19 protein-coding genes are annotated in these 19312 nt (G+C 63.7%); 10 read left to right on the top strand and 9 right to left on the bottom strand.

Annotated elements, in window-relative coordinates; translation table 11 throughout:
• Position 1: 1 nt before the first annotated feature.
• Both P2T62_RS20865 and P2T62_RS20860 read right to left on the bottom strand, forming a co-directional pair.
• Positions 2 to 1072 (bottom strand): amidohydrolase family protein, encoded by a 1071-nt coding sequence (locus P2T62_RS20865; RefSeq protein ID WP_276258949.1) that lies wholly within the window; start codon positions 1070 to 1072, stop codon positions 2 to 4.
• Between the two features lie 220 nt (positions 1073 to 1292).
• Complete coding sequence (locus P2T62_RS20860) at positions 1293 to 2111, bottom strand: mycofactocin-coupled SDR family oxidoreductase (RefSeq protein ID WP_276258948.1); 819 nt, start codon at positions 2109 to 2111, stop codon at positions 1293 to 1295.
• A 412-nt stretch (positions 2112 to 2523) separates the two neighbouring features.
• Here P2T62_RS20860 and P2T62_RS20855 point away from each other — a divergent pair, with 412 nt between their 5' ends.
• Together P2T62_RS20855 and P2T62_RS20850 are read left to right on the top strand one after the other, a co-directional pair.
• Positions 2524 to 3033, top strand: coding sequence for a MaoC family dehydratase (locus P2T62_RS20855; RefSeq protein WP_276258947.1), 510 nt, complete (start codon positions 2524 to 2526; stop codon positions 3031 to 3033).
• Complete coding sequence (locus tag P2T62_RS20850; RefSeq protein WP_276258946.1) at positions 3030 to 3437, top strand: HTD2 family dehydratase; 408 nt, start codon at positions 3030 to 3032, stop codon at positions 3435 to 3437. The genes P2T62_RS20855 and P2T62_RS20850 overlap by 4 nt, the downstream gene beginning before the upstream one ends.
• Before the next feature lie 60 nt (positions 3438 to 3497).
• Here P2T62_RS20850 and P2T62_RS20845 read toward each other — a convergent pair whose 3' ends face one another.
• Positions 3498 to 5051: an AMP-binding protein gene (locus tag P2T62_RS20845; protein ID WP_276258945.1), complete on the bottom strand. Its 1554-nt coding sequence runs from the start codon at positions 5049 to 5051 to the stop codon at positions 3498 to 3500.
• A 155-nt stretch (positions 5052 to 5206) separates the two neighbouring features.
• On the opposite strand from P2T62_RS20845, the gene P2T62_RS20840 reads away from it, so the two are divergent.
• A complete protein-coding gene (locus P2T62_RS20840) occupies positions 5207 to 5602 on the top strand; it encodes a PaaI family thioesterase (protein ID WP_276258944.1) in 396 nt (131 codons plus the stop codon).
• 106 nt (positions 5603 to 5708) lie between these two features.
• On the opposite strand, the gene P2T62_RS20835 is transcribed toward P2T62_RS20840, so the two are convergent.
• The 3 genes from P2T62_RS20835 to P2T62_RS20825 form a co-directional block, all read right to left on the bottom strand.
• The gene (locus P2T62_RS20835; protein ID WP_276258943.1) at positions 5709 to 6047 is read right to left on the bottom strand and encodes a hypothetical protein; all 339 of its coding nucleotides are present in this window, start codon (positions 6045 to 6047) and stop codon (positions 5709 to 5711) included.
• 182 nt (positions 6048 to 6229) lie between these two features.
• The gene (locus tag P2T62_RS20830) at positions 6230 to 7012 is read right to left on the bottom strand and encodes a hypothetical protein (RefSeq protein ID WP_276258942.1); all 783 of its coding nucleotides are present in this window, start codon (positions 7010 to 7012) and stop codon (positions 6230 to 6232) included.
• A gap of 4 nt (positions 7013 to 7016) precedes the next feature.
• Positions 7017 to 8060 (bottom strand): MBL fold metallo-hydrolase, encoded by a 1044-nt coding sequence (locus P2T62_RS20825; protein WP_276258941.1) that lies wholly within the window; start codon positions 8058 to 8060, stop codon positions 7017 to 7019.
• Positions 8061 to 8301: 241 nt separating this feature from the next.
• Between P2T62_RS20825 and P2T62_RS20820 the strand changes: the two genes are divergently transcribed.
• The 3 genes from P2T62_RS20820 to P2T62_RS20810 all read left to right on the top strand — a co-directional run bounded on the left by P2T62_RS20820 (position 8302) and on the right by P2T62_RS20810 (position 10775).
• Positions 8302 to 9405 (top strand): amidohydrolase family protein, encoded by a 1104-nt coding sequence (locus tag P2T62_RS20820; RefSeq protein WP_276258940.1) that lies wholly within the window; start codon positions 8302 to 8304, stop codon positions 9403 to 9405.
• A gap of 1 nt (position 9406) precedes the next feature.
• Positions 9407 to 9781, top strand: coding sequence for a metal-sulfur cluster assembly factor (locus P2T62_RS20815; RefSeq protein ID WP_276258939.1), 375 nt, complete (start codon positions 9407 to 9409; stop codon positions 9779 to 9781).
• Positions 9782 to 9926: 145 nt separating this feature from the next.
• Positions 9927 to 10775 carry a beta-keto acid cleavage family enzyme gene (locus P2T62_RS20810; protein ID WP_276258938.1) on the top strand — a complete coding sequence of 283 codons (849 nt, stop codon included), beginning with the start codon at positions 9927 to 9929 and terminating at the stop codon, positions 10773 to 10775.
• A gap of 36 nt (positions 10776 to 10811) precedes the next feature.
• Here the strand turns inward: P2T62_RS20810 and P2T62_RS20805 are convergent, their stop codons facing one another.
• The 3 genes from P2T62_RS20805 to P2T62_RS20795 all read right to left on the bottom strand — a co-directional run bounded on the left by P2T62_RS20805 (position 10812) and on the right by P2T62_RS20795 (position 15359).
• Positions 10812 to 11993, bottom strand: a complete 1182-nt coding sequence (locus tag P2T62_RS20805; RefSeq protein ID WP_276258937.1) for an acyl-CoA dehydrogenase family protein — start codon at positions 11991 to 11993, stop codon at positions 10812 to 10814.
• Positions 11994 to 12082: 89 nt separating this feature from the next.
• On the bottom strand, positions 12083 to 14074 hold the full coding sequence (locus tag P2T62_RS20800) for a TRAP transporter permease (protein WP_276258936.1): 1992 nt from the start codon (positions 14072 to 14074) through the stop codon (positions 12083 to 12085).
• Between the two features lie 205 nt (positions 14075 to 14279).
• Complete coding sequence (locus P2T62_RS20795) at positions 14280 to 15359, bottom strand: TAXI family TRAP transporter solute-binding subunit (RefSeq protein WP_276258935.1); 1080 nt, start codon at positions 15357 to 15359, stop codon at positions 14280 to 14282.
• A gap of 225 nt (positions 15360 to 15584) precedes the next feature.
• On the opposite strand from P2T62_RS20795, the gene P2T62_RS20790 reads away from it, so the two are divergent.
• From P2T62_RS20790 to P2T62_RS20775, 4 genes are all read left to right on the top strand, one after another.
• Positions 15585 to 16016 (top strand): universal stress protein, encoded by a 432-nt coding sequence (locus P2T62_RS20790; protein WP_276258934.1) that lies wholly within the window; start codon positions 15585 to 15587, stop codon positions 16014 to 16016.
• A gap of 165 nt (positions 16017 to 16181) precedes the next feature.
• A complete protein-coding gene (locus P2T62_RS20785) occupies positions 16182 to 17090 on the top strand; it encodes a DMT family transporter (RefSeq protein WP_276258933.1) in 909 nt (302 codons plus the stop codon).
• A gap of 145 nt (positions 17091 to 17235) precedes the next feature.
• Complete coding sequence (locus P2T62_RS20780) at positions 17236 to 18297, top strand: thiamine pyrophosphate-dependent dehydrogenase E1 component subunit alpha (protein WP_276258932.1); 1062 nt, start codon at positions 17236 to 17238, stop codon at positions 18295 to 18297.
• A gap of 1 nt (position 18298) precedes the next feature.
• Entirely contained in the window at positions 18299 to 19264 is a 966-nt protein-coding gene (locus P2T62_RS20775) for an alpha-ketoacid dehydrogenase subunit beta (protein ID WP_276258931.1), read from the top strand.
• Positions 19265 to 19312 lie beyond the last annotated feature (48 nt).

The following is a 19312-nucleotide window of genomic DNA, read 5'->3' as shown; positions in this document are numbered from 1 at the left end:
GTCAGTCGTCCGCCGCGGCTTCGGCTTCGAGTTCGACGCCCGACCACGGCTCCGGACGGCCCTCTGCCTCACGTCGCTGCGCCCATCCGTCCTCCTGGACGTGGGCTCTGAGTTCGTCGGCGTCCCAGCCGTAGAGGTCGAGCAGGTTCTCGGACATGAGCTTCCGCTTGAGATCGTCCGTCAACTCGGGGTACTCGTCCTTCATATCGTCCGGGTACTCGAAGTTCCAGAACGCCTCGATATGCGCCTGCGGGTGGACCAGTGGGACGCCGGTGCTGAACAGGATCCGCTCGGCATCCCCCCAGAGAAGCAGCTCCCCGAGGATCTCCGCGAACCGCCGGGGCTGCAGGAACATGAACACGGTCGAGAACTCCAGGTTCGCCCAGACGTTGTCGTGGGTCGCCAGCATCAGCTTGATCTCCTCGATGAACGCCAGGTCTGGGTGGAGGAGTTCGAACTTCAGATCGGGGAACATCGACGCCGTATCCGCCACGTCGCCGACGCTCAGATGATGTTGCCCGACCGGACCGACCGGGAACACCTTGTGGACTGCGACGTTCTCCACGCCCAGCTCGTCGGCCTTCTCGACCAGCGGCAGGAGGCCGTCGTCCAGGCGGAGTGGTTTGACCTTCCCCCCGTTGCGGTAGAACGAGGGATAGAACTTGAACCCGTCCACGTCGAGCTCCTCGACCTGCCGCTCCATCTCGTCGGTGGCGTCCGAGCTGAGCGGGTCGACACAGCCCAGGCACTTCACCCGCTTCGGGTTGTTGTTGCGCATCTCGATGCCACTCTCGAGCGACGAGTAGCCGTCCTTGAAGTAGTCGAAGATGGGCGTCGAGTGGTACACCCCGAAGTCGACATCGCTCTCGAGGAACGTGGCTTCCGCGACCTCGTCGGCGGTGAAGTTGCGGAACCACTGCGCCTCCGAATGCTCCGTTCCGGGGGCACACCCTCCGTTCGCAAGCCCCATGATGTCCCCCAGTACCTTCTCGGCGGTCTCGTTCCGTGCGTTCTCGAACGAGTTATTGTACGCGTGCAGTACTCCGTCGCCGACCAGCATGTCGTTGTACATACATCATGAACCGTGTTAGCGTTGCACAGTCGGGAGCTTAACTATTTTTGATGCTGATTGACAGGAGGTCCTCCCCTGACTCGGGACGACGCAACAACCGGGGCTCCGGACTGTTCCGGCACCGAGAGGCCCCAGCATCCCAGTCGTCGAAAGGAAGGGAATCGGTCGCGTGTCGCCGGCGACACAGCGACCGGATGGCCGAGTGTCCGTTCGTACGCCGTTACTTCGCCGAGAACCCGCCGTCGACGGGCAGGGTGACGCCGGTGACGTAGCGCGCAGCGTCGCTCGAGAGCCACATGTACGCCTCGCTGATATCGCTGGGCTCGATCACGTCGACGTCGAACAGATTGAACGGGCCCCCGATATCGGTGATCTTCTCCAGCGTGTCTTCGCCGTAGCTCTCCATCAGCCCCGGGATCATCGGTGTCCCGGTCGCCGTCGGCGAGACGGCGTTGACGTTGACGTCGTGTTCGGCCAGCTCGATCGCGAACGTCTTCGTCAGGCCACTGAGCCCGTGTTTCGAGGCGGCGTAGTGGCCACAGCCCAGCTGGCCGACGTGTGCAGCGGTCGACGCCGTCGAGACGATCTTCCCGCCCCCGCCGCGCTCGATGAAGTGGTTGGCGACGTGCTTCGAACAGAGCCAGGCGCCTTTCAGATTGGTGTCGAGCGTGTCGTCCCACTCCGCCTCGTCCAGCTCCGTCAGGTACTCGAACTGGATGATACCCGCGTTGTTCGCGAGGATGTCGATTCGTCCGAAATGGTCGATCGCTTCCTCGACGGCGGCCTCCACCTGGGCACCGTCCCGGACGTCCATCCCGAGCGTGAGAACGTCCTGCCCCTCGCTCTCGACGAGGCTGGCCGTCTCCTCCAGTTCCTCGTTGGTACCCTGGTCGTACAGGACCGTGTCGGTGTTCCCGGCGAGGTCGGTCGCGACGACGTCCGCTCCGTTCTTCGCGTAGTACTGTGCAATCGAACGCCCGATTCCGTGTGCTGAGCCGGTCACGAAGGCGACCTGCCCGTCGAAGTCGTACTCTGGCATTGTTGGTGTGGAGTCGATACATTGTTCAGTCCCGTGGCTACTGGACGGGCCGCCCTCACCGTCTGCTGTCCGAACCCGCATCGGTTCTCCACCAGCGATTGTTGGGGGTCTGTGCTAAGTCTTCGCACGCCCGTCGTCAGCGTCGCCCCGTCCCCCATCCATCGCGACTCCCAGTGCAGGACGATTGGTGAGCGTGAGCTGGACCCATCACTCCGGGCGCGGAGATCGGGCGGTGTGGGGTGAACGCTTTTGGTTGGGGCGACTCATCGATGTTGTTGATGCCAGTGAACGTCGACGGCTCGACTCCCGAGTGTGGCGACCGTGTCGGAGAGCGTCCCGCGCCCGGACGCATGGGCGGCTGCTCCCTGATGGAGACGGGTTACGGACCGGAAGGACGAACGGAGGGGGGCCGATGAGCTCCCAGCTCGTTCCTGACGCGCACGAGGACGAGATCGGGACGACCAGAGAACACGAGGTGGGAGCTATCACCCGGCGGGATGTCCGTCGATACGCACGCGCGGTGGAGGATGAGAACCCCCTCTTCCACGACGTGGACGCGGCCCGCGAGCACGGCTACGACGACCTGGTCGTCCCGCCGAACTTCCTGCCGGCCATCATCGAACGGTCGACCGGTAGCCCTGCCGACGACCTCCGCGAGGACGGACTCGACCCGAACCTGTATCCCATCGAGCTGCCGCCGGATGCGATTCTCATGGGCGGCGGACAGGACCTGACGATCGACGCGTACGCTACGGCTGGCGCGGAGATAACGGTCCACGAGACACTCACCGACATCTACCAGCGCGACAGTGATTCGATGGGACAGCTCACGTTCATCGAACTGCATTCGGAGTACTTCACCGACGGCGATACTCGCGTGATGAGCTGCGACGAGACCGTCATCGTGGGGGACCGGCAATGAGTCACCTCGACGATTTCGCGGTGGGTGACCGTCTCCGTCTCGAGAAGGAGCCGACGCGGCCACAGCTGTTCCGGTTCAGTGCGATGACGTGGAACCCCCACCGGATCCACTACGACGCGAAGTACGCACGGGAGGTGGAGGGACACCCTGATGTGCTGGTTCAGGCGCATCTCCACGGCGCCTCGATCCAGCAGCTGCTCCTCGACCGCCTGCCAGCCGAGGGCCGGCTGGCCGAACTCGGCTGGAGTAACGTCGGCCGGGCGATGCCCGACGAGACGCTGGTCGCCAACGCCGAGGTCACCGCCATCGACGAGAACGCGGGTCGCATCGAGTTCGACGTGTGGACCGAATCCGACGATGGCCGGTGTGCGGACGGGACAGCGGCCTTCGTCTTCGAGGAGTGATGGGGCCGGCGGTCTGCCGGAACAGCGATCGGTGAGCCCGACTCGGGACGGGGCTGTTGCCTACTTCTCGCCGCGGAGCTCGCTCTTCTCGATCTTCCCGATACTGGTCCGCGGGAACTCGTCGACGAACTCGATCTCTTCGGGGATCTTGAAGCTCGCCAGGTTCTCCTCTGCGTACTCCCGGACGTCGGCCTCGGTGAGACTCTCATCGAGCAGCTTGACGTGGACCTTCACGACCTCCCCGTAGATCTCGTGGGGAATCCCCACCGCTGCGACCTCCTCGATGCCGGTGTGTTCCTCGAGAACCTCCTCGACTTCGGCCTCGCTCACGTTCTCTCCGCGGGTCTCGATGATGTTCTTCTTGCGGTCGACGAAGTACAGGAACCCGTCTTCGTCGAAGCGGCCGAAGTCACCGGTGAGGAACCACCCCTCCTCGGTGAACGCCTCCTCGGTCTTCTCGGGCATGTTGTAGTACCGCTTCAGCACCGTCCGGCCCCGCTTCCCGTCGACCGCGATCTCTCCGCGCTCCCCGGTTTCGACCTCGTTCCCGTCATCGTCCAGGATGTAGAGGTCCCGTCCCTGTAGGGGCCGACCGATGGACGGCCACTTCCGCTCGTTGTACAGCGGGGCGAGCGTGAACAGGATGAGGGCCTCGGTGCACCCGTAGGAGTTGAGCAGGGTGACATCGAACCGGTCCTCGAACCCCTCCTTCACGTCCTGGGGCACGTTGAACGCGGTGAAGGCGTGGCGCAGGTCGTTGTCGCCGTCGGTGTCCTCCTCGGTGGTGGCCATCAGCGCGCGGACCTGCGTGCCGATGCAGGTGGTCACCGTCGCCCGGTGCTTCCGGACCTGATCCATGAACTTCGAGGCCTTGAACTCCTCGTAGGAGATGGCGGTCGCCCCCGCTGTCAGCGAGCAGAACACCGACAGGATCTGGGGGCTCCCGTGGTAGAGTGGCAGCGACGACAGGTTGCGGTCGGAGGGCTGCAGGGCCAGGTGCTTCGCGATTCGCTCACCCCCCGACAGCAGGTTGGCGTGGGTGTGGAGTGCCGGCTTCGGCATGCTCGTCGTCCCCGACGTGAACAGGATCTGGGCGTGGTCCTCCGTCGCCAGTTCCACCTCCGGCAGGTCCGCGCTGGCACCCTCGACGAGGGACGAGAACTGCAGGTCCCGCTCCTCCTCGATCTTCTCCTCACGCGCCCACACGATCTCGTCGATCCCCGTGTTCTCGATCCCTGCCCGGATATCGTCCTCGAAATCCGGTTCCGTGATCAGCAGCTCCGCATCCGCGATGTCGAGCGTGTGCTCGATCTCGCGGGGCGTGTGCTGGGTGCTCGAGTGGACCGTCACCGCTCCGAGTTTCATCAGCGCGAACCAGGCCTGGAGGTACTGCGGGCAGTTCGGGAGGTGGATGGCCACGTGGTCGCCCTTCCGGACGCCGAGTTCGTCGTGCAACGCCCGTGCCGTCCGGTCGATGCGGTCGTTGAACTCCTCGTAGGAGAACGCTGCCTCGTCGCCCTCGGCCGATTCGTAGATCAGGAACAGGTCGTCTCCCGAGGTGGTCACTCGGTCGCTCCACAGCTTACGGATGGTTCCACCGGATACGAAGTCCATGGAAGTCGAATGCCCAATCACATATTAAATCTTTTTTGACAGCGAAGATGTATAATCTCACTTATGCATTCGCGGGTTGGTCGGATCGGTCGGCCTGGGTGGGGGGTGACGACAAACCTTTAGGCAGAGTATGCGGTCTGTTGCAGTACCTCGCCATGGAAGACAGTACGAAGGAGTTCATCAACTCGACCCCGCTAGTGAGTCTTCTCGGCATCGAGATCACCGCCATCGGTGACGGAGAGGCAGCGGGCCGACTGGATCTGCGCCGGGAGCTCTCCGGCCATTCGGACAGGACGATCGCTCACGGTGGTGTCACCTTCGCCCTCGCGGACACCGTGGGTGGTGCGGCGATGATGTCGCTGATAGAGAGCCCTCCACCGACCATCGACATGCGGGTGGACTACCTGGACGCTGGAACCGGCGTCCTGTTCGCCGAGGCCGAAGTGGAGCGCGTCTCCCGGTCGGCGGGGACCGTCCACGTGGAGGTCTTCGACGACGAGGAGACGAAGATCGCCGTTGTCAGGGGCGTCTACGACGCACACGGCTGGTAACCCGACGGGTCTGCCGCTCCGAGGAACGCCGGTACCCACATGCAGCGGCCATGGCGTGTTCGAACGTGCGTCACCGCCGATGGATCCGTCCGAGATCGAACCTGGCTTACTCGACGCCTCCGCCAGCGAGGCCGAAGAACTCCCCCGAGAAATGGTCGGACTGACAGAAGACCTTGACCGGTTCGCCGGACTCCGCGACATGCTGTGAGTCCGCAGCGAGTTCCCACTCCCTGGACGCTTCCTCGACGACCTCGCCCTCCTCGTTGTATCTTCGGGTGGTCAGCCGGAGCGTTTCTCCGCCGTCCGTGACGACGTACTCGTTCTCGACCTTGTTCGGGCCGCGTCTGTGGACGCCCAGGAATCGTTTCCCCGCCTCCGTCTCCTCGAACCGCGATTTGAGTATGGACGGGTTGGAGAGTCGCTCACCGTTGTCTTGTTCTGGCATTACAGAGGACTGTTCTCATACTGACCGATAAATCTGGGGGGTGATACTGCCGAGAGGCCCTCAGCGCCGCCGCCTGTCGTCGCTCCCGGTCGATCGGCACAGCCCCGGTCCCCAGCGACAATCGACGAGTGGGGAGTTCGGGGATGCCTGGCCTCGCTGTCCCTTCCCGAGCAGAACGGCTACTAGGCCTTCGTCTGGTACTCACCGTAGGGTGGAAGTTCGAACGCCTCGTCCTTGACCTCCATCGCCTCGGCGAACTGGCGCATGTAGTGGTCGATATCGTCGCCGACGAGCGGAGCGCCGTGTGCGGGGGCGATGACCTCGGGTTCGTATTTCTCGAGCAGTGACTGGATGCGCGAGACGCACCGCTCGGCATCGACGTACTTCGCCCAGGCGACGAAATCGTCCGCGTAGTAGTCCGCGACGTACGGGTACTGGATCCCCTCACCGTACTCGTTGGAGACGAGGTTGCACTGGTCCCCCTCGTGGAAGTAGCCGAAGCCCTCGAGCGTGAACCAGATGTTGTCGACCTCGTCGAAGACCCAGGTCGTCGTCTGGACGTCGATGATCGGAACCTCGGTGAGGGACATCTCCCGGCCCTCGATGGAGATGGGGCCGACGAGTTCGTCGAAGCCGGTCACCGGGGTGGGGATTCCGGACACCTTGGCGCCGCCGATCGGGAAGACGACCTCCATGTTCTCCCACGTCTCCTTGAAGTGGCCCGTGTTCCCGGAGTGGGGAGTGTGGGGTTTGAACACGAAGTTCGCGTCCGGCCCCTCCGGCCCCGTGATGTCCTCGACACTCTCCTTCAGTCCTTCAGCGTGCAGGAAGGGCCCGTCGTCGAGGAGGATATGACGGTCCTCGTGTTCGAGGATGTACAGCGAGGAGTGGACGTGGTGGTCCGCGTCGGGCGCCTCGGTGCATTCGTGAATCCAGTACAGGCTGTCGGTGATTTGTCTGGCCATTGTATCAGAATGAAATGTCGGTCAGTTCTTCAGCACTGACGTACTCGGTTCCGAGGGACCCGTCCCTCGCGATGCGCTCGACCATCGAATCCATCAGCCCACGGTATCGGTCGATCTCCTCCCGGATCGGCTGTCCATGAGCGGGGAAGATGTAGTCGATATCGTAGCTGTCGTGCAGGTGATTGTGCTGGTCGATGATCTTCCACGGATTGCAGTTCGGGATGTACCGGAAGGCCCGCCCGTTGTACTCCATCATCTGGTCCTGTGAGACCCGGAACTCGAGTTCGTCGGCCCACTTCGTGCAATCGCCGCTACAGTGGGGGAACCCGTAGGAGTCGACACAGTAGAGCCCCTTGTCCTTGTGATCGTACATCCACAGCGTGGGTGCCCCATCCTGCCAGACCGGTTCGATGAACTCGAGGGTGCGCCCGCCCAGGTCGATCGTGTATCCGGGGTCGACCAGTTTCGCGTCGTCGAAGTAGTGGAACTCGGGGGCGACCCGGGACGGCTTCCGCGCGATCAACGTCGCGTGCAGCTCCTGCTGGAGTTCGTAGACGTCATCCGCGTTCTCCTGGTAATCCGGGTGGATCATGGCTGCTTCCCGACTGATCGGATACGCGTTCCCCACGTGTGCCGCCTCATCATGGGAGAGCACGATGTAGGACAGCTCGACGTCCTCTTTCTCGAGCACCGCTCTGACTCCCGTGGTGATCGCGTCCCGAACGTTCGGGGAGGAGGTGTCGAACAGGAGTGCCTCGTCCTCCCCGGTGAGGAGGTACGTGTTGATGGGGGTGTGGAACTCGTGTCCACGTTTGAACCACTGCGGGTTCTGCGCAGCCTTGAGCTCACGGAGGTGCGGGTTGATCGTACACTCCTCCAGGATATAGACCCCATCGGTGAGCTCCGTGGGGTCGTTGAGGAACGAATCCGGACCGTCGATTCGCCTCGAATGAATCTCCTCTCGCTGTTCCTCCGTCTCCCCTGGTTCGTCACCCTCGGAATCCGGACCGTCCTCAGGAACTTCCGAGGGCTTGGTATCGTGAACCATTACACATCGAACGTGGAATCACGCCATCAAATATGTTTCCCCGGCTCACCGATGGGGTCGCTAGTACGATTCCGTCAGTGCAGTTGGGGGGTCACGGAACGTTCGCGGCGAGCTCTCCACCCGTCGGCGTGGGGAGGAGCGACCCTGACCGAGAACGCTGCCTGGATGAATGTAATGAAAAAACCTCCGATAACCTGTGGGTTTAAGACATCCTCGTTAAACGTTAGCACGAGGCAGTAAGATGTACAAGGACATGCTCATCGGAGACGGGGTACTCCACTCCCTGAACAACTCCTCCGAGAACCTACGGAACGAACAGGCGGAACGACTGATGGAGAACATCGTGGAGCTCCAGAAGGGACAGGCCCTGGACCCGGAGCTCGCTCACTCCAGGGAACAGTGGTGCCGGAACTGGAGCGCCGAGGAGATCCAGGAGGCGACCTTCCTCGAGACCGACATCGACTTCGGGGTGTACCACTCGACGCCGATCTACGACCTGTTCCGCGACGGGTACTCGTCGCTGGAGACCGGCGTCAAACTGAAGGAGAACAACCCGAAGCGCGTGAAACTCCTGGGCGATGTCGACCCGTTGGCGTCGAACGCGATCGAGGAGATGGAGCGCCAGGTCGAGGAGTACGACGTTGACGGGTTCAAAACGTATCCGACGTACTACCGGAGCGACGGCCGGGTCCGGGAACTGCGACTCGACGACGACCTGCTCCCCATCGTAGAGAAGGCCCACGAACTGGGCATCGAACACATCGGTTCCCACAAGGTGCTGCCCCTCGGTCCGGTCGGTATCCACAACGTCGACCCGAACGACGTCGCCGAGATCGCCGCGATGTACCCGGATATCCAGTTCGAACTGCTCCACCCGGACATCCACTACATCCACGAGATCAAGCCGATGACGGCGAACTTCGACAACATCTGGCTCAATCTCGAACTCTCGCTGGGCATCCTCGCGCTCCAGCCCAGGCGGTTCGCCGAGGTGCTCGGCGAACTGGTTCTGCACGGCGACCCGAGCAAGATCATCTGGGCGACGGGCGTCCCGCTCGTGCACGGCCAGCAGTACATCGAGGCCTTCTGGGACTACCAGTTCCCCGAAGATATGCAGGAGGAGTACGGCTATCCCGAACTGACCGACGAGATGAAACGGGGAATCCTGGGCGAGAACCTGCTCGACCTCTACGACTGGGACGCCGACGAACTCCGGGACCACGTCCAGAACGACAAGTGGGCCAAGCGACTCGAGAAGGAGGGGCGCCCCGACCCCTGGGCGTGTGCCGGAGTCGATGTCGAACACGGTGCCGGGACCAACCAGCCAGCAGCGGGTGATGACTGATATGTCGGTGGAGGGTCGCTCGACCCAGGACCGCGTCGTCCAGCGGCTGGACAACGTCCTCGACCCGTGCAGTTGCAATACTGCGAGTCCGGTCAGTATCGTCGAACTCGGACTGGTCGAGGAGGTGTCGGTCGATGACGAGTCGGTGTCGGTCCGCCTGCTCCCGACGTCGCCGATGTGTCTGTACATGGGCCAGATCATGAAGGACGCAGAACGGGAGATACTGGAGATCGAGTGCGTCCAGGACGTGGAACTCGAGATGATCAACTCCACGGAGAAGATGTGGCGGCCCGAGCGGCTCTCGGACGAACTCAAGGAGGCACGGGACGACGGCCAGCTCATCAAGAACAGCCCCGCAGAGTCGAGCGGTTCCTGAGTGCCGGCCACGCGAGAGATCCTACCGTTTTCCCACATCCACGGTGAGTGCTGGTGCCTGCCTCCCGGCGAGCCACTGACTCCGTGATGGATACGACAGACATCTGATGGAAATACTGATACTGCTGCATATGTACCATCTACCCATGCCGTACAACGGGTACAGCGACTACTTCGAGAAGCCGGTCATCCTCAGTGTCGCGCTGACGGGCGGTGCGCAGGGGAAGGAAGCCAACCCGAACCTCCCGGAGCAACCCGAGGAGATCGCGACCGATCTCGCCGCCTGTGAGGAGGCCGGGGCGTCGATAGCGCATATCCACGCCCGGGACGAGGATGGCGAGCCGACGACCTCCGTCGAGAAGTTCCAAGAGATCCGTGACCTGATCGACAACCACTGCGACGATATCCTCGTCAACTTCACCACCGGCGGGTTCGAACTCGGCGAACACCGGCTCCGTCCCGCGCTGGAGGTCGAGCCCCAGCCGGACCTCGCGACGATCGACCTCGGCCCGCTCAACTTCGGCTACGACACCTACGCCCTCAACACGCGAGAGCAGAACGAACTGTACGCCGAGAGGATGCTCGACCACGGTATCAGGCCCGAGCTGGAGATCTTCAACAACGGGAACATCCCCGAGATGAACCACCTGATCGAGGAAGGGCTCCTCGCCGAGCCGTACTGGTGTTCACTCGTCTTCGGCATGCAGAACGGTATCCCGGCGAAGCCACGGAATCTGGTCAACACGGTGGACAACCTGCCGGACGAGGCGGAGTGGCAGTGTCTGGCTGTCGGCCGGCACCAGCTCCCGCTGACCACGATGGCCATGTCGATGGGGGGGCACGTTCGCGTCGGGATGGAGGACAACGTCTTCTACGACAGGGGGGAACCGGTGGAGAGCAACGCCCAGTTCGTCCGCCGTGCCGCGAGGATCGCCGACGAACTCAACCGCCCCGTGGCGACGCCGGACGAGGCTCGGGAGATCCTCGATCTCTGACTCGCGCGACCGCGCGTTCCTCCCTGGTTCGCGGTCTCAGGTTCCGTACGACCGAGGCAGTCCGAGGACGTTGTTCGCGATGTAGTTCAGCTTCATCTGATCGGTCACGGGGGCGATCTGCTGGTGGCGAGCGTAGCTCCAGACCGCAGCGATCCCGTAGTCCTCCGTCGCACTCGCTCCACCGAACGTTTCGAGTGCGCTGTCGGCAGCCTCGAAGCCGGCCTCGCCGGCCTTGTAGTGGGCGATGTTGGATAGTTCGCCGACGTTGTCGTAGCCGTTGTCGAAGGCGCGGGCGGCCCGCGTCGTCATCGTCATCGCCGTCTCGAGGTTCGCGTAGGACTTCGCTAGCGGGTGCTGGATAGACTGGTGGGCCCCGATGGGCTCGCCCCAGACCTCCCGGTCCTTCGCCCGCTGGACTGCCTGGTCCAGCACCCAGCGTCCCCGTCCGATGTGCTCGGCAGCGACGCTGATACGCTCCGGATTGAGCACGTCGAAGATGGGCTGGATTCCGCCGTGCACCTCCCCGATGACCTGTGATTCGTGGACCCGCAGGTCGTCGATGTGGACGGTGAACGTCCGCTCACCGGCCGGCCAGTAGATGTCGAGTCCGACGGGCTCGTACTCGATCCCGTCCGCGTCCGGGTCGACCAGGAACACCGTGAGGCCGTCCGTTCGACTGTCTGCCTCCTCGGGTTTCTTCGTCCGGGCGAGGAAGGTGTACCCCTCGGCGTGGTCGAGTCCGGAGTTGAAGATCTTCTCGCCGTTGATGACGAACTCGTCGCCGTCCCGCTCGGCGAACGTCTGCGTGTTGAGCATGTTCGAACCGGCCTTCTGCTCGGTTACGCCCAGTGCCCAGCTCCGCTCGCCGCTCGCCAGCGCCGACAGGTGGTCCTCCTTCTGCTCCTCGGTTCCGTACTTCGAGAGCACGATGCCGCCGAAGACGGTGTTGAGCGTGAACCGGCTCCCGATGATCCAGCCGCCGGCTTCCGAGAGGGCCTCGATCGCGTAGACCAGCTCCTCGATGCCCATCCCCTCGCCACCGTACTCGGTCGGGATGGGGATCCCGAAGAAGCCCGCGTCCGCGAGTGCGTCGATGTACTCGAGCGGCTCCTCGTCCTCGAGCCGTTTCTCGCGGAAGTACGACTCACCGAAGTCCTCGGTGATGTCGTGTGCGATGTCCACCAGCATCTGCTGCTCGGCTGTGAGCTCTCCACTCATACGAACCGTGTCAGGGCATGGCACCAAATAGATTTCGAGTGGCCTGCGAATCTCCCCGCAAGGGGACGGAAGGTGTTAGCCCTGGACCACTATCTGCTCAGTATCCCCTGGACCTTCGTGACGCCGACCAGGTCACCGATCAGGAGGACGATCGCGGCCACGCCCGCACCCAGCATCACCATGTCCGGACCGAGGAGGATGCCCATCCCGAGCGCGATGTACAGTACCCTCGGAACCAGTGAGATCCGCTTCACGGAGTTGTGGCCCGCCATCCCGATGGCGAGCAGCGCGAATCCGAAGACGGCCGCCAGGAACACGACGGGGGTCCGGGGGATCGTCCAGAAGATCAGGGAGTCGTTGAAGACGAACACGAACGGCAGCACGAAGGCGGGGGCGCCGATCCGGAGGGCCTGCTTGCAGGTGCCCATGAAACTACAGTCCGCGATCCGAGAGGCGATCGCACAACAGAGGGCGACGGGCGGCGTGATTGCCGAGAGCATCGCGAAGTAGAACACGAACAGGTGTCCGGTGAGTTGCTGGACGCCGAACTCGACCAGTGACGGTGCGACGAGGAACACGACCAGGATGTAGGCGGCCGGCGTCGGCATCCCGAGGCCGAACAGGAGGCTCGTGAGCATCGCGAACACGAGCAGGAGCAGGAACACCCCGCCAGCCAGCCCGAGCATCCGGGCACTGATCTTTCCGGAGAGCCCGGTCTGCGTGATCATCTGAACGACGATACCGAGGGCACCCAGGACGCCGAGCAGTGGCACCATCTCCAGCGCTCCCTCCTTGATCCCCTCGAGATACGAGGCTGCCAGGTCGATGAACGTATCGACCTTGATGCCGTCGTCGTAGACCGTCCAGAGGAACTGCACGACGAGCAGCGACAGGATCGTGTACAGGCCAGCACCCAGCGGGGTCATCCGGATCACGACGAGCGTGAACAGCAACACGCCGATGGGGATGATGAAGTGGAAGCCCCGCTTGAACACATCGTAGTCGATCGGTTCCTCCGACACCTCGATGGTCCAGTCGTGTCGGAGTATCAACAGGTGGATGATGATCGCGACCGACAGGAAGAACAGGAGCGCGGGAAGGATGGCCGCTCGGATGACCTCCAGATAGGGGACCCCGATGATCTGTGCCATCAGGAACGCGGCGATGCCCATCACGGGCGGCAGGATCTGCGACCCGGAGGAGGCGACACTCTCGATCGCAGCAGCGTACTGGTCCTTGACGCCCTGATTCTTCATGAGTCGGATGGTGAAGGTCCCGGTCGTCGCGGTGTTGGCTGCGGCAGCCCCGGTCATCGACCCGACGATGAAACTCGAGACCACCGCGACGTGGGTGATCCCGGTGCGGACCTTCGAGCCCATCTCCTCCCCGATATCCATGACGTAGTCCAGCAGGCCGAGCGATTTGGCCATCCCCGCGAAGACGATGAAGATCGCGACCCACGTCGTCCCGACCCGTGGGATGAACCCGTACGCACCGTTGAGGCTCATCGTGTTGAGGAACACGACCTGGCTGATGTCCATCCCCGAGTGCCGGAAGATTCCGGGCATCCACGGTCCGAGGAAGCCGTACGCGACCGCGGTCACGGTGAACATCGAGATGATCCATCCGAAGGCGGCCTTCGTCGCGTGGAGGGTGAGCAGGATGATGAGGATGCCAACGTAGAGGTCGGCCGTCGACATGCCGGCGAGGGGGACCCGCGTCTGGATCCGAGTGAAGTTGAGCTCGACGTACACCGAGAACGCGATCGAAAGGAGCCCAAGGAGCGGATAGGAGTAGACGATGAGTTTCCTGACCAGGTTCGTACCGGGAAGCCGTGCCGAGACCTGTTGCATCACTCCCCCATCCCCCGTGAGGGAAACGTCGGCGCTCCGGAACTGGCTGATGTAGAACAGGAACAGTCCGGGCCCGAGGAAGAGATTGAGATATCTGGTCCGGTTGATCCCGAGCGTGAAGGCGTACCAGAGCAGCAGGCCGACGAGGTAGATGCTGACGAGGTACATGACCGCGTTGCCAAGCGAGTCCAAATCGAATCTCTCTCTGATACCTGAGTCACTAATCATGAGATGTACTCACTCCTTCCTTGCGGAGGGATTAAAACTTGTGCTCAGGCGGACGCGGGAACCGACCCGCCACGGAGCCGTGTCACTGCCGGTGTCGGCGTCGCTCGGTCGATCTCTCGGAGCCGGGCCGTCCGGCCACGACACCGAAACGAGCAGGGGGCCTCGTCGAGGCCGATTACGCCCGAAACGGAGCGGCCGTAATCAGTTACAGTCCGCCGTTCTCCTGGTAGAACGCCTCCGCGGCGGGGTGGATGTCGCCGTCGGGGTAGAACGACTTGGTCCAGTACTCCATGTTCTCGTGGAAGGAGAACGCGCTGTTGGCTTCCTTCAGTGCGTCCAGGTTCTCGTTCGTCGTGTTCAGGATCGCCGAGACAGCGCTCTCGGGGACGTCTTCCTGCGTGGCGAGGAAGAACCCGACCGCCCAGCCGGTGTAGTCACCGCCGGGCGTCCTGTCGAAGTCCGGCATCTGGTCCGGCGACCACTGGACGGAGGAGATGAGGCTGTCGTTCTGGATCTGGGTGCCCCCGTCGGGCCACTCCACGACGTACGTGTTCTCACCCGCCATGATCTGTTCGAGCCACGGCACCACGACCTCGAAGTTGACGAGCGTGACCACCGCGGCGTCGATGACGCCCTCGCTGAATGCGCCCTGGAAGTCACCGAACGAGAGACTCGGGAACTCGGCGTCGACCCCGTACTTGTCACAGATCCGCTTGATGATCTGGTTGACGGCGGCACCGTCCGGCCCGGCCCCGATGGCCTTCCCGTCGAGATCCTCGATCGTCTCGACGCTCTCGTCGTTCGTGATGAGGAGCCAGGTCGCGTAGTTGTAGTTGAACATCTGCTGGGGGTTGACATCGATCCCGCTGTACGGCTCGTTCCCCGCGAGCAGATTGGCGAGTTCCCAGTTCCCGATGAACGCGATGTCGGCCTCGTCCCGCGAGAACTTCCCGATGTTCTCGCGGACGCTGCCACTCGGGCGGACGTCCAGCTGGACCTCGTCGCTGTTCTCGTTGACGACCGTCGCCTGGGCCTGTCCCTGAGCGAACGCGTTCGTCCCCTGCTGGTGGATACTCATGACGAGCTCCGTCGGGCCGCCGCCACCGCCGCCACCGCCGCCACCGCCGCCACCGCCGCCACCGCCGCCACCGCCGCCATCACCGCCGCCGCCGTCGCCACCATCACCGCCGCCGTCGCCACCGTCCCCGGTACATCCTGCGAGGGACAGTGCTCCGCCTGCCGCCGCTGCCTGGAGATATCGCCGTCTACTGATTCGATTCGACACGTCGCTCTGACCACGTTCTGCTGAGTCCCGCTCCATTGTATGTGATACCTTCACAGCCAACAAACCACGCGCTCTATATAATATTTCTGCTCGGAAGTTACGCCAGCCGTACATCGACGGTCCCCATCCCTGGATGCGCACGCTCCGAGCAGGGGCGCCACACGAGGGAGCCGCCGGCATGGAACTGCCGGACGATTTTTATCGTCCCGAACGAAAGAGGGGGGCATGCTACAGGTCCTGCTGCCCGTCGACACCGACGTGGACCGTGCTCTGGCTGCGGCGAACGCCGTTACGTCGCTACCGAACGCCGCCGACACGGTTCGGGTGACGATCCTCAACGTCACCGAGAAGATGGAGGTGTCGACGGAGGCCGGAATCGTACAGTCCGAGGACTGGTACGACGAGACGAACATCCCCGAGGCCGTCGAGCGCGCCCGGTCGCACCTGGAGGCTGCGGGGGTCGAGACGGAGGTCCGCCGTGCACACGCGGACCCCGCGCAGGAGATCCTCGGGGTCGCCGACGAGATCGACGCGGACCAGATCGTCATGTGCGGCCGGAAACGATCGACGGTGGGGAAGGTACTCCTCGGGAGTGTGACCCAGGGCGTGTTACTCAACGCCGAAATCCCCGTGACGGTCGTCCATGCTCCATCGTAGGACGACACCGGCCGCCGAGTGTGGGTGCGCGGTCTCTCGTCGCTCGTTGCGAGTCTCCCGTCGACCCGGCGGCGCCGGTGGGAGTCGGTCGCCATCGATGGGGTGCAGAGAACGCCCCAGGAACACGGTGACGAGCAGCAGCGATGGTGCGCCTCCGGGAATCTCATGGAACTGACGACCGCCTCGCTCGGTATCGTGCTCGCGGTTGGCGCCGCGCTGTTGTTCGCGGTCCAGAACCTGTGTGTCCGGCTCGGAACGGAGGAGGGTGATGTCGTCGGTGTCATGCTCGTCTCGCTGGTGTGTAACGTCGTCGTCCTGGTCCCCATCGTGCTCGTTCTCTATCCGCCGCCGTATCAGGGGCTGTTCACGCCGATCTCGTTGGCGTCGTTCGCGGGCGCGGGGCTGTTCGGCTCGCTCGTCGGGCGGGTGCTGATGTTCAAGAGTATCGAGGTGATCGGCGCGAGTCGCACGACACCGATCATCTCGTCGAACGTGTTCTTCGCCTCGGCGCTCGCGATACTCCTCCTCGGCGAGACACTGACGATGCCGCATCTCCTCGGAATCCTGCTCATCGTCGGTGGGGTGGCGTTCATCTCCTGGGAGACGGCGGCCACCTCCGCCCCGAACCAGTCGCTTCGACAGATCGGCGCCTCGCTCGTCGTTCCCCTGGCGGCTGCGGCCTCGATCGGTATCGAGCCGGTCCTCGCCGCACAGGGGTTCGCCGAGGGAACACAGGTCCTCCCTGGGGTGATGGTGAAGGTGGTGGCCGCGACGCTCGGCTTCGGTACGTACGTCCTGCTGTACTCCTCGTTCGAGGTTCCCATCGGCGAGCCCATCTTCCGGTGGTACATCGGTGCCGGCGTCGCCGCATCGGTCGGCCTGACGCTCTATTACGCCGCGCTCGAGGTCGCTCCGGTTGTCATCGTCGTGCCGATCCTGCAGACGATGCCGCTGTTCGTGGTCGTCCTGTCGTTCCTCTTCCTCCCCCAGCGACTCGAACGGGTCACCGTTCGCCTGGGCGTTGCAGCCGCTGTGGTCGTGGTCGGCGCGACGGTGGTGTCACTATCGGGGTAGCCGCGGGCGGACGGGCGCCGTGGCCGGATTCCCCTCGGCTGCTCCCCGGTGGCAGGAGCGGCTCGTTACTGCCCGACGGTGTTCATCTCCGCTTCCCCCGGGGCACACAAATTATAAACCAGCCGGGGAGGAATGGCCAATCCAGATGAGCCAAGACGTTCCCGAACAGGTACGAAGCCAGCAGGCCGGGCTGTCGGACCGGGACCCGGACCTGTTGCGGCGCATGTACCGGATGATGCGCGAGATCCGCGAGTTCGAACACACGGCCAGCGAGTTGAGTAGTGCTGGAGAGATCCCCGGCCCGATCCACCTCTATCTCGGTCAGGAGGCGGTCGCGACGGGCGTCTCCCTGGCACTCGGTGACGACGACGTCATCGCGAGTACGCACCGTGGGCACGGGCACGTACTCGCGAAGGGAGCGGACATCGACGGGATGATGGCGGAACTGGCCGGGAAGGAGACCGGGCTGAACAGCGGCCGGGGTGGATCGATGCATATGGTCGATTTCTCCCTGGGTATCTTCGGCTGCAACGCCATCGTCGGTGCCAGCGTCCCCCACGCGGCGGGGGCGGCGTTCAGCTCGAAGCTGGACGGTGACGACCGGGTGTCTGTCTCGTTCTTCGGCGACGGGGCCTCGAACCAGGGTGTCGTCCACGAGACGATGAACATGGCCGCCATCTGGGACCTACCGGTCGTGTTCCTCTGTGAGAACAACCAGTACGGCGTCAGCACCAGTCAGGAGGACGCCGTCGCTGGTGACCGCATCTCGGACCGGGCTGCCAGCTACGACATGGCGGGCGAGACGATCAACGGCCAAAACGTCCTCGAGGTGTACGACACCGTCCGCGAGGCCGTCGAGACGACCCGTGAGACCAGCCGCCCGCGACTGGTCGAGTGCGAGACGTACCGGTACGAGGGCCACTTCTCGGGCGAGAAGGACCTGCTCCGGGACCGGCCGTACCGGGACGAGGCCGAGATCGAGCGGTGGCGCGACGAGCGCGACCCGATAGACACGTTCCGGCAGGCCCTCGTCGCAGCGGACGTGCTCGACGAGGAGACGCTCGACGGGATCGACGCCGATGTCGAGGCACGGATCGAGGACGCAGCGGAGTTCGCGCTCGAGAGCGACTACCCGCCTGGCGACCGAGCCCCCGAGTACACCTATGCCGAACAGTCGTACCCGGACTTCCCCGCGGAGAAGTACTGACATGAGTGACCAGAGCTACATCTCGACGATCATCCAGTCGTATCAGGAATCGCTGGCCGACTACGACGACACCTTCGTCGTCGGCGAGGACATCCAGCACGCACTCATGGGGACGACCCGCGACCTAGTCGCCGAGTTCGGTGAGGAGCGGGTGTGGGACGCGCCGATCTCCGAACAGGGGTTCCACGGGCTGGCCATCGGGGCGGCGATGGACGGCAAGCGGCCGATCATCGAGTACCAGATCAACACGATGGCGTACATGGCGATGGACCAACTCGTCAACAACGCCCAGAAGCTCCGGCACATGACCCATGGACAGGTCTCGATTCCGCTCACCATCACCGTCCCGCAGGCGGGGACCCCCGGAGGAAGTGCGGCCCAGCACTCCGACAACCCGTATCCCTCGTTGCTCAACCTCGGTGTCAAGACCGTCGTGCCGAGCACCCCCTACGACCAGCTGGGACTGTTCCGGAGCGCCGTTGCCGAGGACGACCCGGTGATGGTGTTCTGGCCCGCGCCCGTGATCGGCAATCGGTCGGAGGTTCCGGACGAGCACTACACGATCCCGCTCGGCGAGGCCGATGTCAAACGCGAGGGTGAGGACGTGACCGTCGTCGCGATCGGTGAGAAGGTCCCGGACGTACTGGCCGTTGCCGAGCGTCTCGACCCGGAGATAAGCGTCGAGGTCGTCGATCCTCGGACGCTCCTCCCGCTCGACGAGGAGACCATCCTCGAGAGCGTCGAGAAGACGAACCGGGCGGTCGTGGTCGACGCCACGAACCGCACCTGTGGGACGGCCGGTGATATCGCCGCCCGTATCTCCGATGCGGCCTTCTGGCATCTGGATGCGCCGGTCAAGCGCGTGACGCGAGCGGATGTTCCCGTCTCGTACAGTCCGCCGGAGGAGGAGTTCGTCATCCCCGGCGAGGACACGATAACGGAGGCGATCCGCGACGTGATGGGCTGAAACGCACCGTTTTGCCGACCCCCGTTCTTTATTACTCTCCTCCGATAC

Origin of the sequence: Haloglomus litoreum (assembly GCF_029338515.1) — an archaeon.
Lineage (GTDB): Archaea > Halobacteriota > Halobacteria > Halobacteriales > Haloarculaceae > Haloglomus > Haloglomus litoreum.
Note: the sequence above shows the minus strand (reverse complement) of the source record. Positions and strands in the feature narration are given on the sequence as shown.

Coding starts and splice junctions, on each gene's coding strand:
- P2T62_RS20865 (WP_276258949.1), bottom strand. CDS start 1,072: ATGTACAACGACATGCTGGTCGGCGACGGAGTACTGCACGCGTACAAT.
- P2T62_RS20860 (WP_276258948.1), bottom strand. CDS start 2,111: ATGCCAGAGTACGACTTCGACGGGCAGGTCGCCTTCGTGACCGGCTCA.
- P2T62_RS20855 (WP_276258947.1), top strand. CDS start 2,524: ATGAGCTCCCAGCTCGTTCCTGACGCGCACGAGGACGAGATCGGGACG.
- P2T62_RS20850 (WP_276258946.1), top strand. CDS start 3,030: ATGAGTCACCTCGACGATTTCGCGGTGGGTGACCGTCTCCGTCTCGAG.
- P2T62_RS20845 (WP_276258945.1), bottom strand. CDS start 5,051: ATGGACTTCGTATCCGGTGGAACCATCCGTAAGCTGTGGAGCGACCGA.
- P2T62_RS20840 (WP_276258944.1), top strand. CDS start 5,207: ATGGAAGACAGTACGAAGGAGTTCATCAACTCGACCCCGCTAGTGAGT.
- P2T62_RS20835 (WP_276258943.1), bottom strand. CDS start 6,047: ATGCCAGAACAAGACAACGGTGAGCGACTCTCCAACCCGTCCATACTC.
- P2T62_RS20830 (WP_276258942.1), bottom strand. CDS start 7,012: ATGGCCAGACAAATCACCGACAGCCTGTACTGGATTCACGAATGCACC.
- P2T62_RS20825 (WP_276258941.1), bottom strand. CDS start 8,060: ATGGTTCACGATACCAAGCCCTCGGAAGTTCCTGAGGACGGTCCGGAT.
- P2T62_RS20820 (WP_276258940.1), top strand. CDS start 8,302: ATGTACAAGGACATGCTCATCGGAGACGGGGTACTCCACTCCCTGAAC.
- P2T62_RS20815 (WP_276258939.1), top strand. CDS start 9,407: ATGTCGGTGGAGGGTCGCTCGACCCAGGACCGCGTCGTCCAGCGGCTG.
- P2T62_RS20810 (WP_276258938.1), top strand. CDS start 9,927: ATGCCGTACAACGGGTACAGCGACTACTTCGAGAAGCCGGTCATCCTC.
- P2T62_RS20805 (WP_276258937.1), bottom strand. CDS start 11,993: ATGAGTGGAGAGCTCACAGCCGAGCAGCAGATGCTGGTGGACATCGCA.
- P2T62_RS20800 (WP_276258936.1), bottom strand. CDS start 14,074: ATGATTAGTGACTCAGGTATCAGAGAGAGATTCGATTTGGACTCGCTT.
- P2T62_RS20790 (WP_276258934.1), top strand. CDS start 15,585: ATGCTACAGGTCCTGCTGCCCGTCGACACCGACGTGGACCGTGCTCTG.
- P2T62_RS20785 (WP_276258933.1), top strand. CDS start 16,182: ATGGAACTGACGACCGCCTCGCTCGGTATCGTGCTCGCGGTTGGCGCC.
- P2T62_RS20780 (WP_276258932.1), top strand. CDS start 17,236: ATGAGCCAAGACGTTCCCGAACAGGTACGAAGCCAGCAGGCCGGGCTG.
- P2T62_RS20775 (WP_276258931.1), top strand. CDS start 18,299: ATGAGTGACCAGAGCTACATCTCGACGATCATCCAGTCGTATCAGGAA.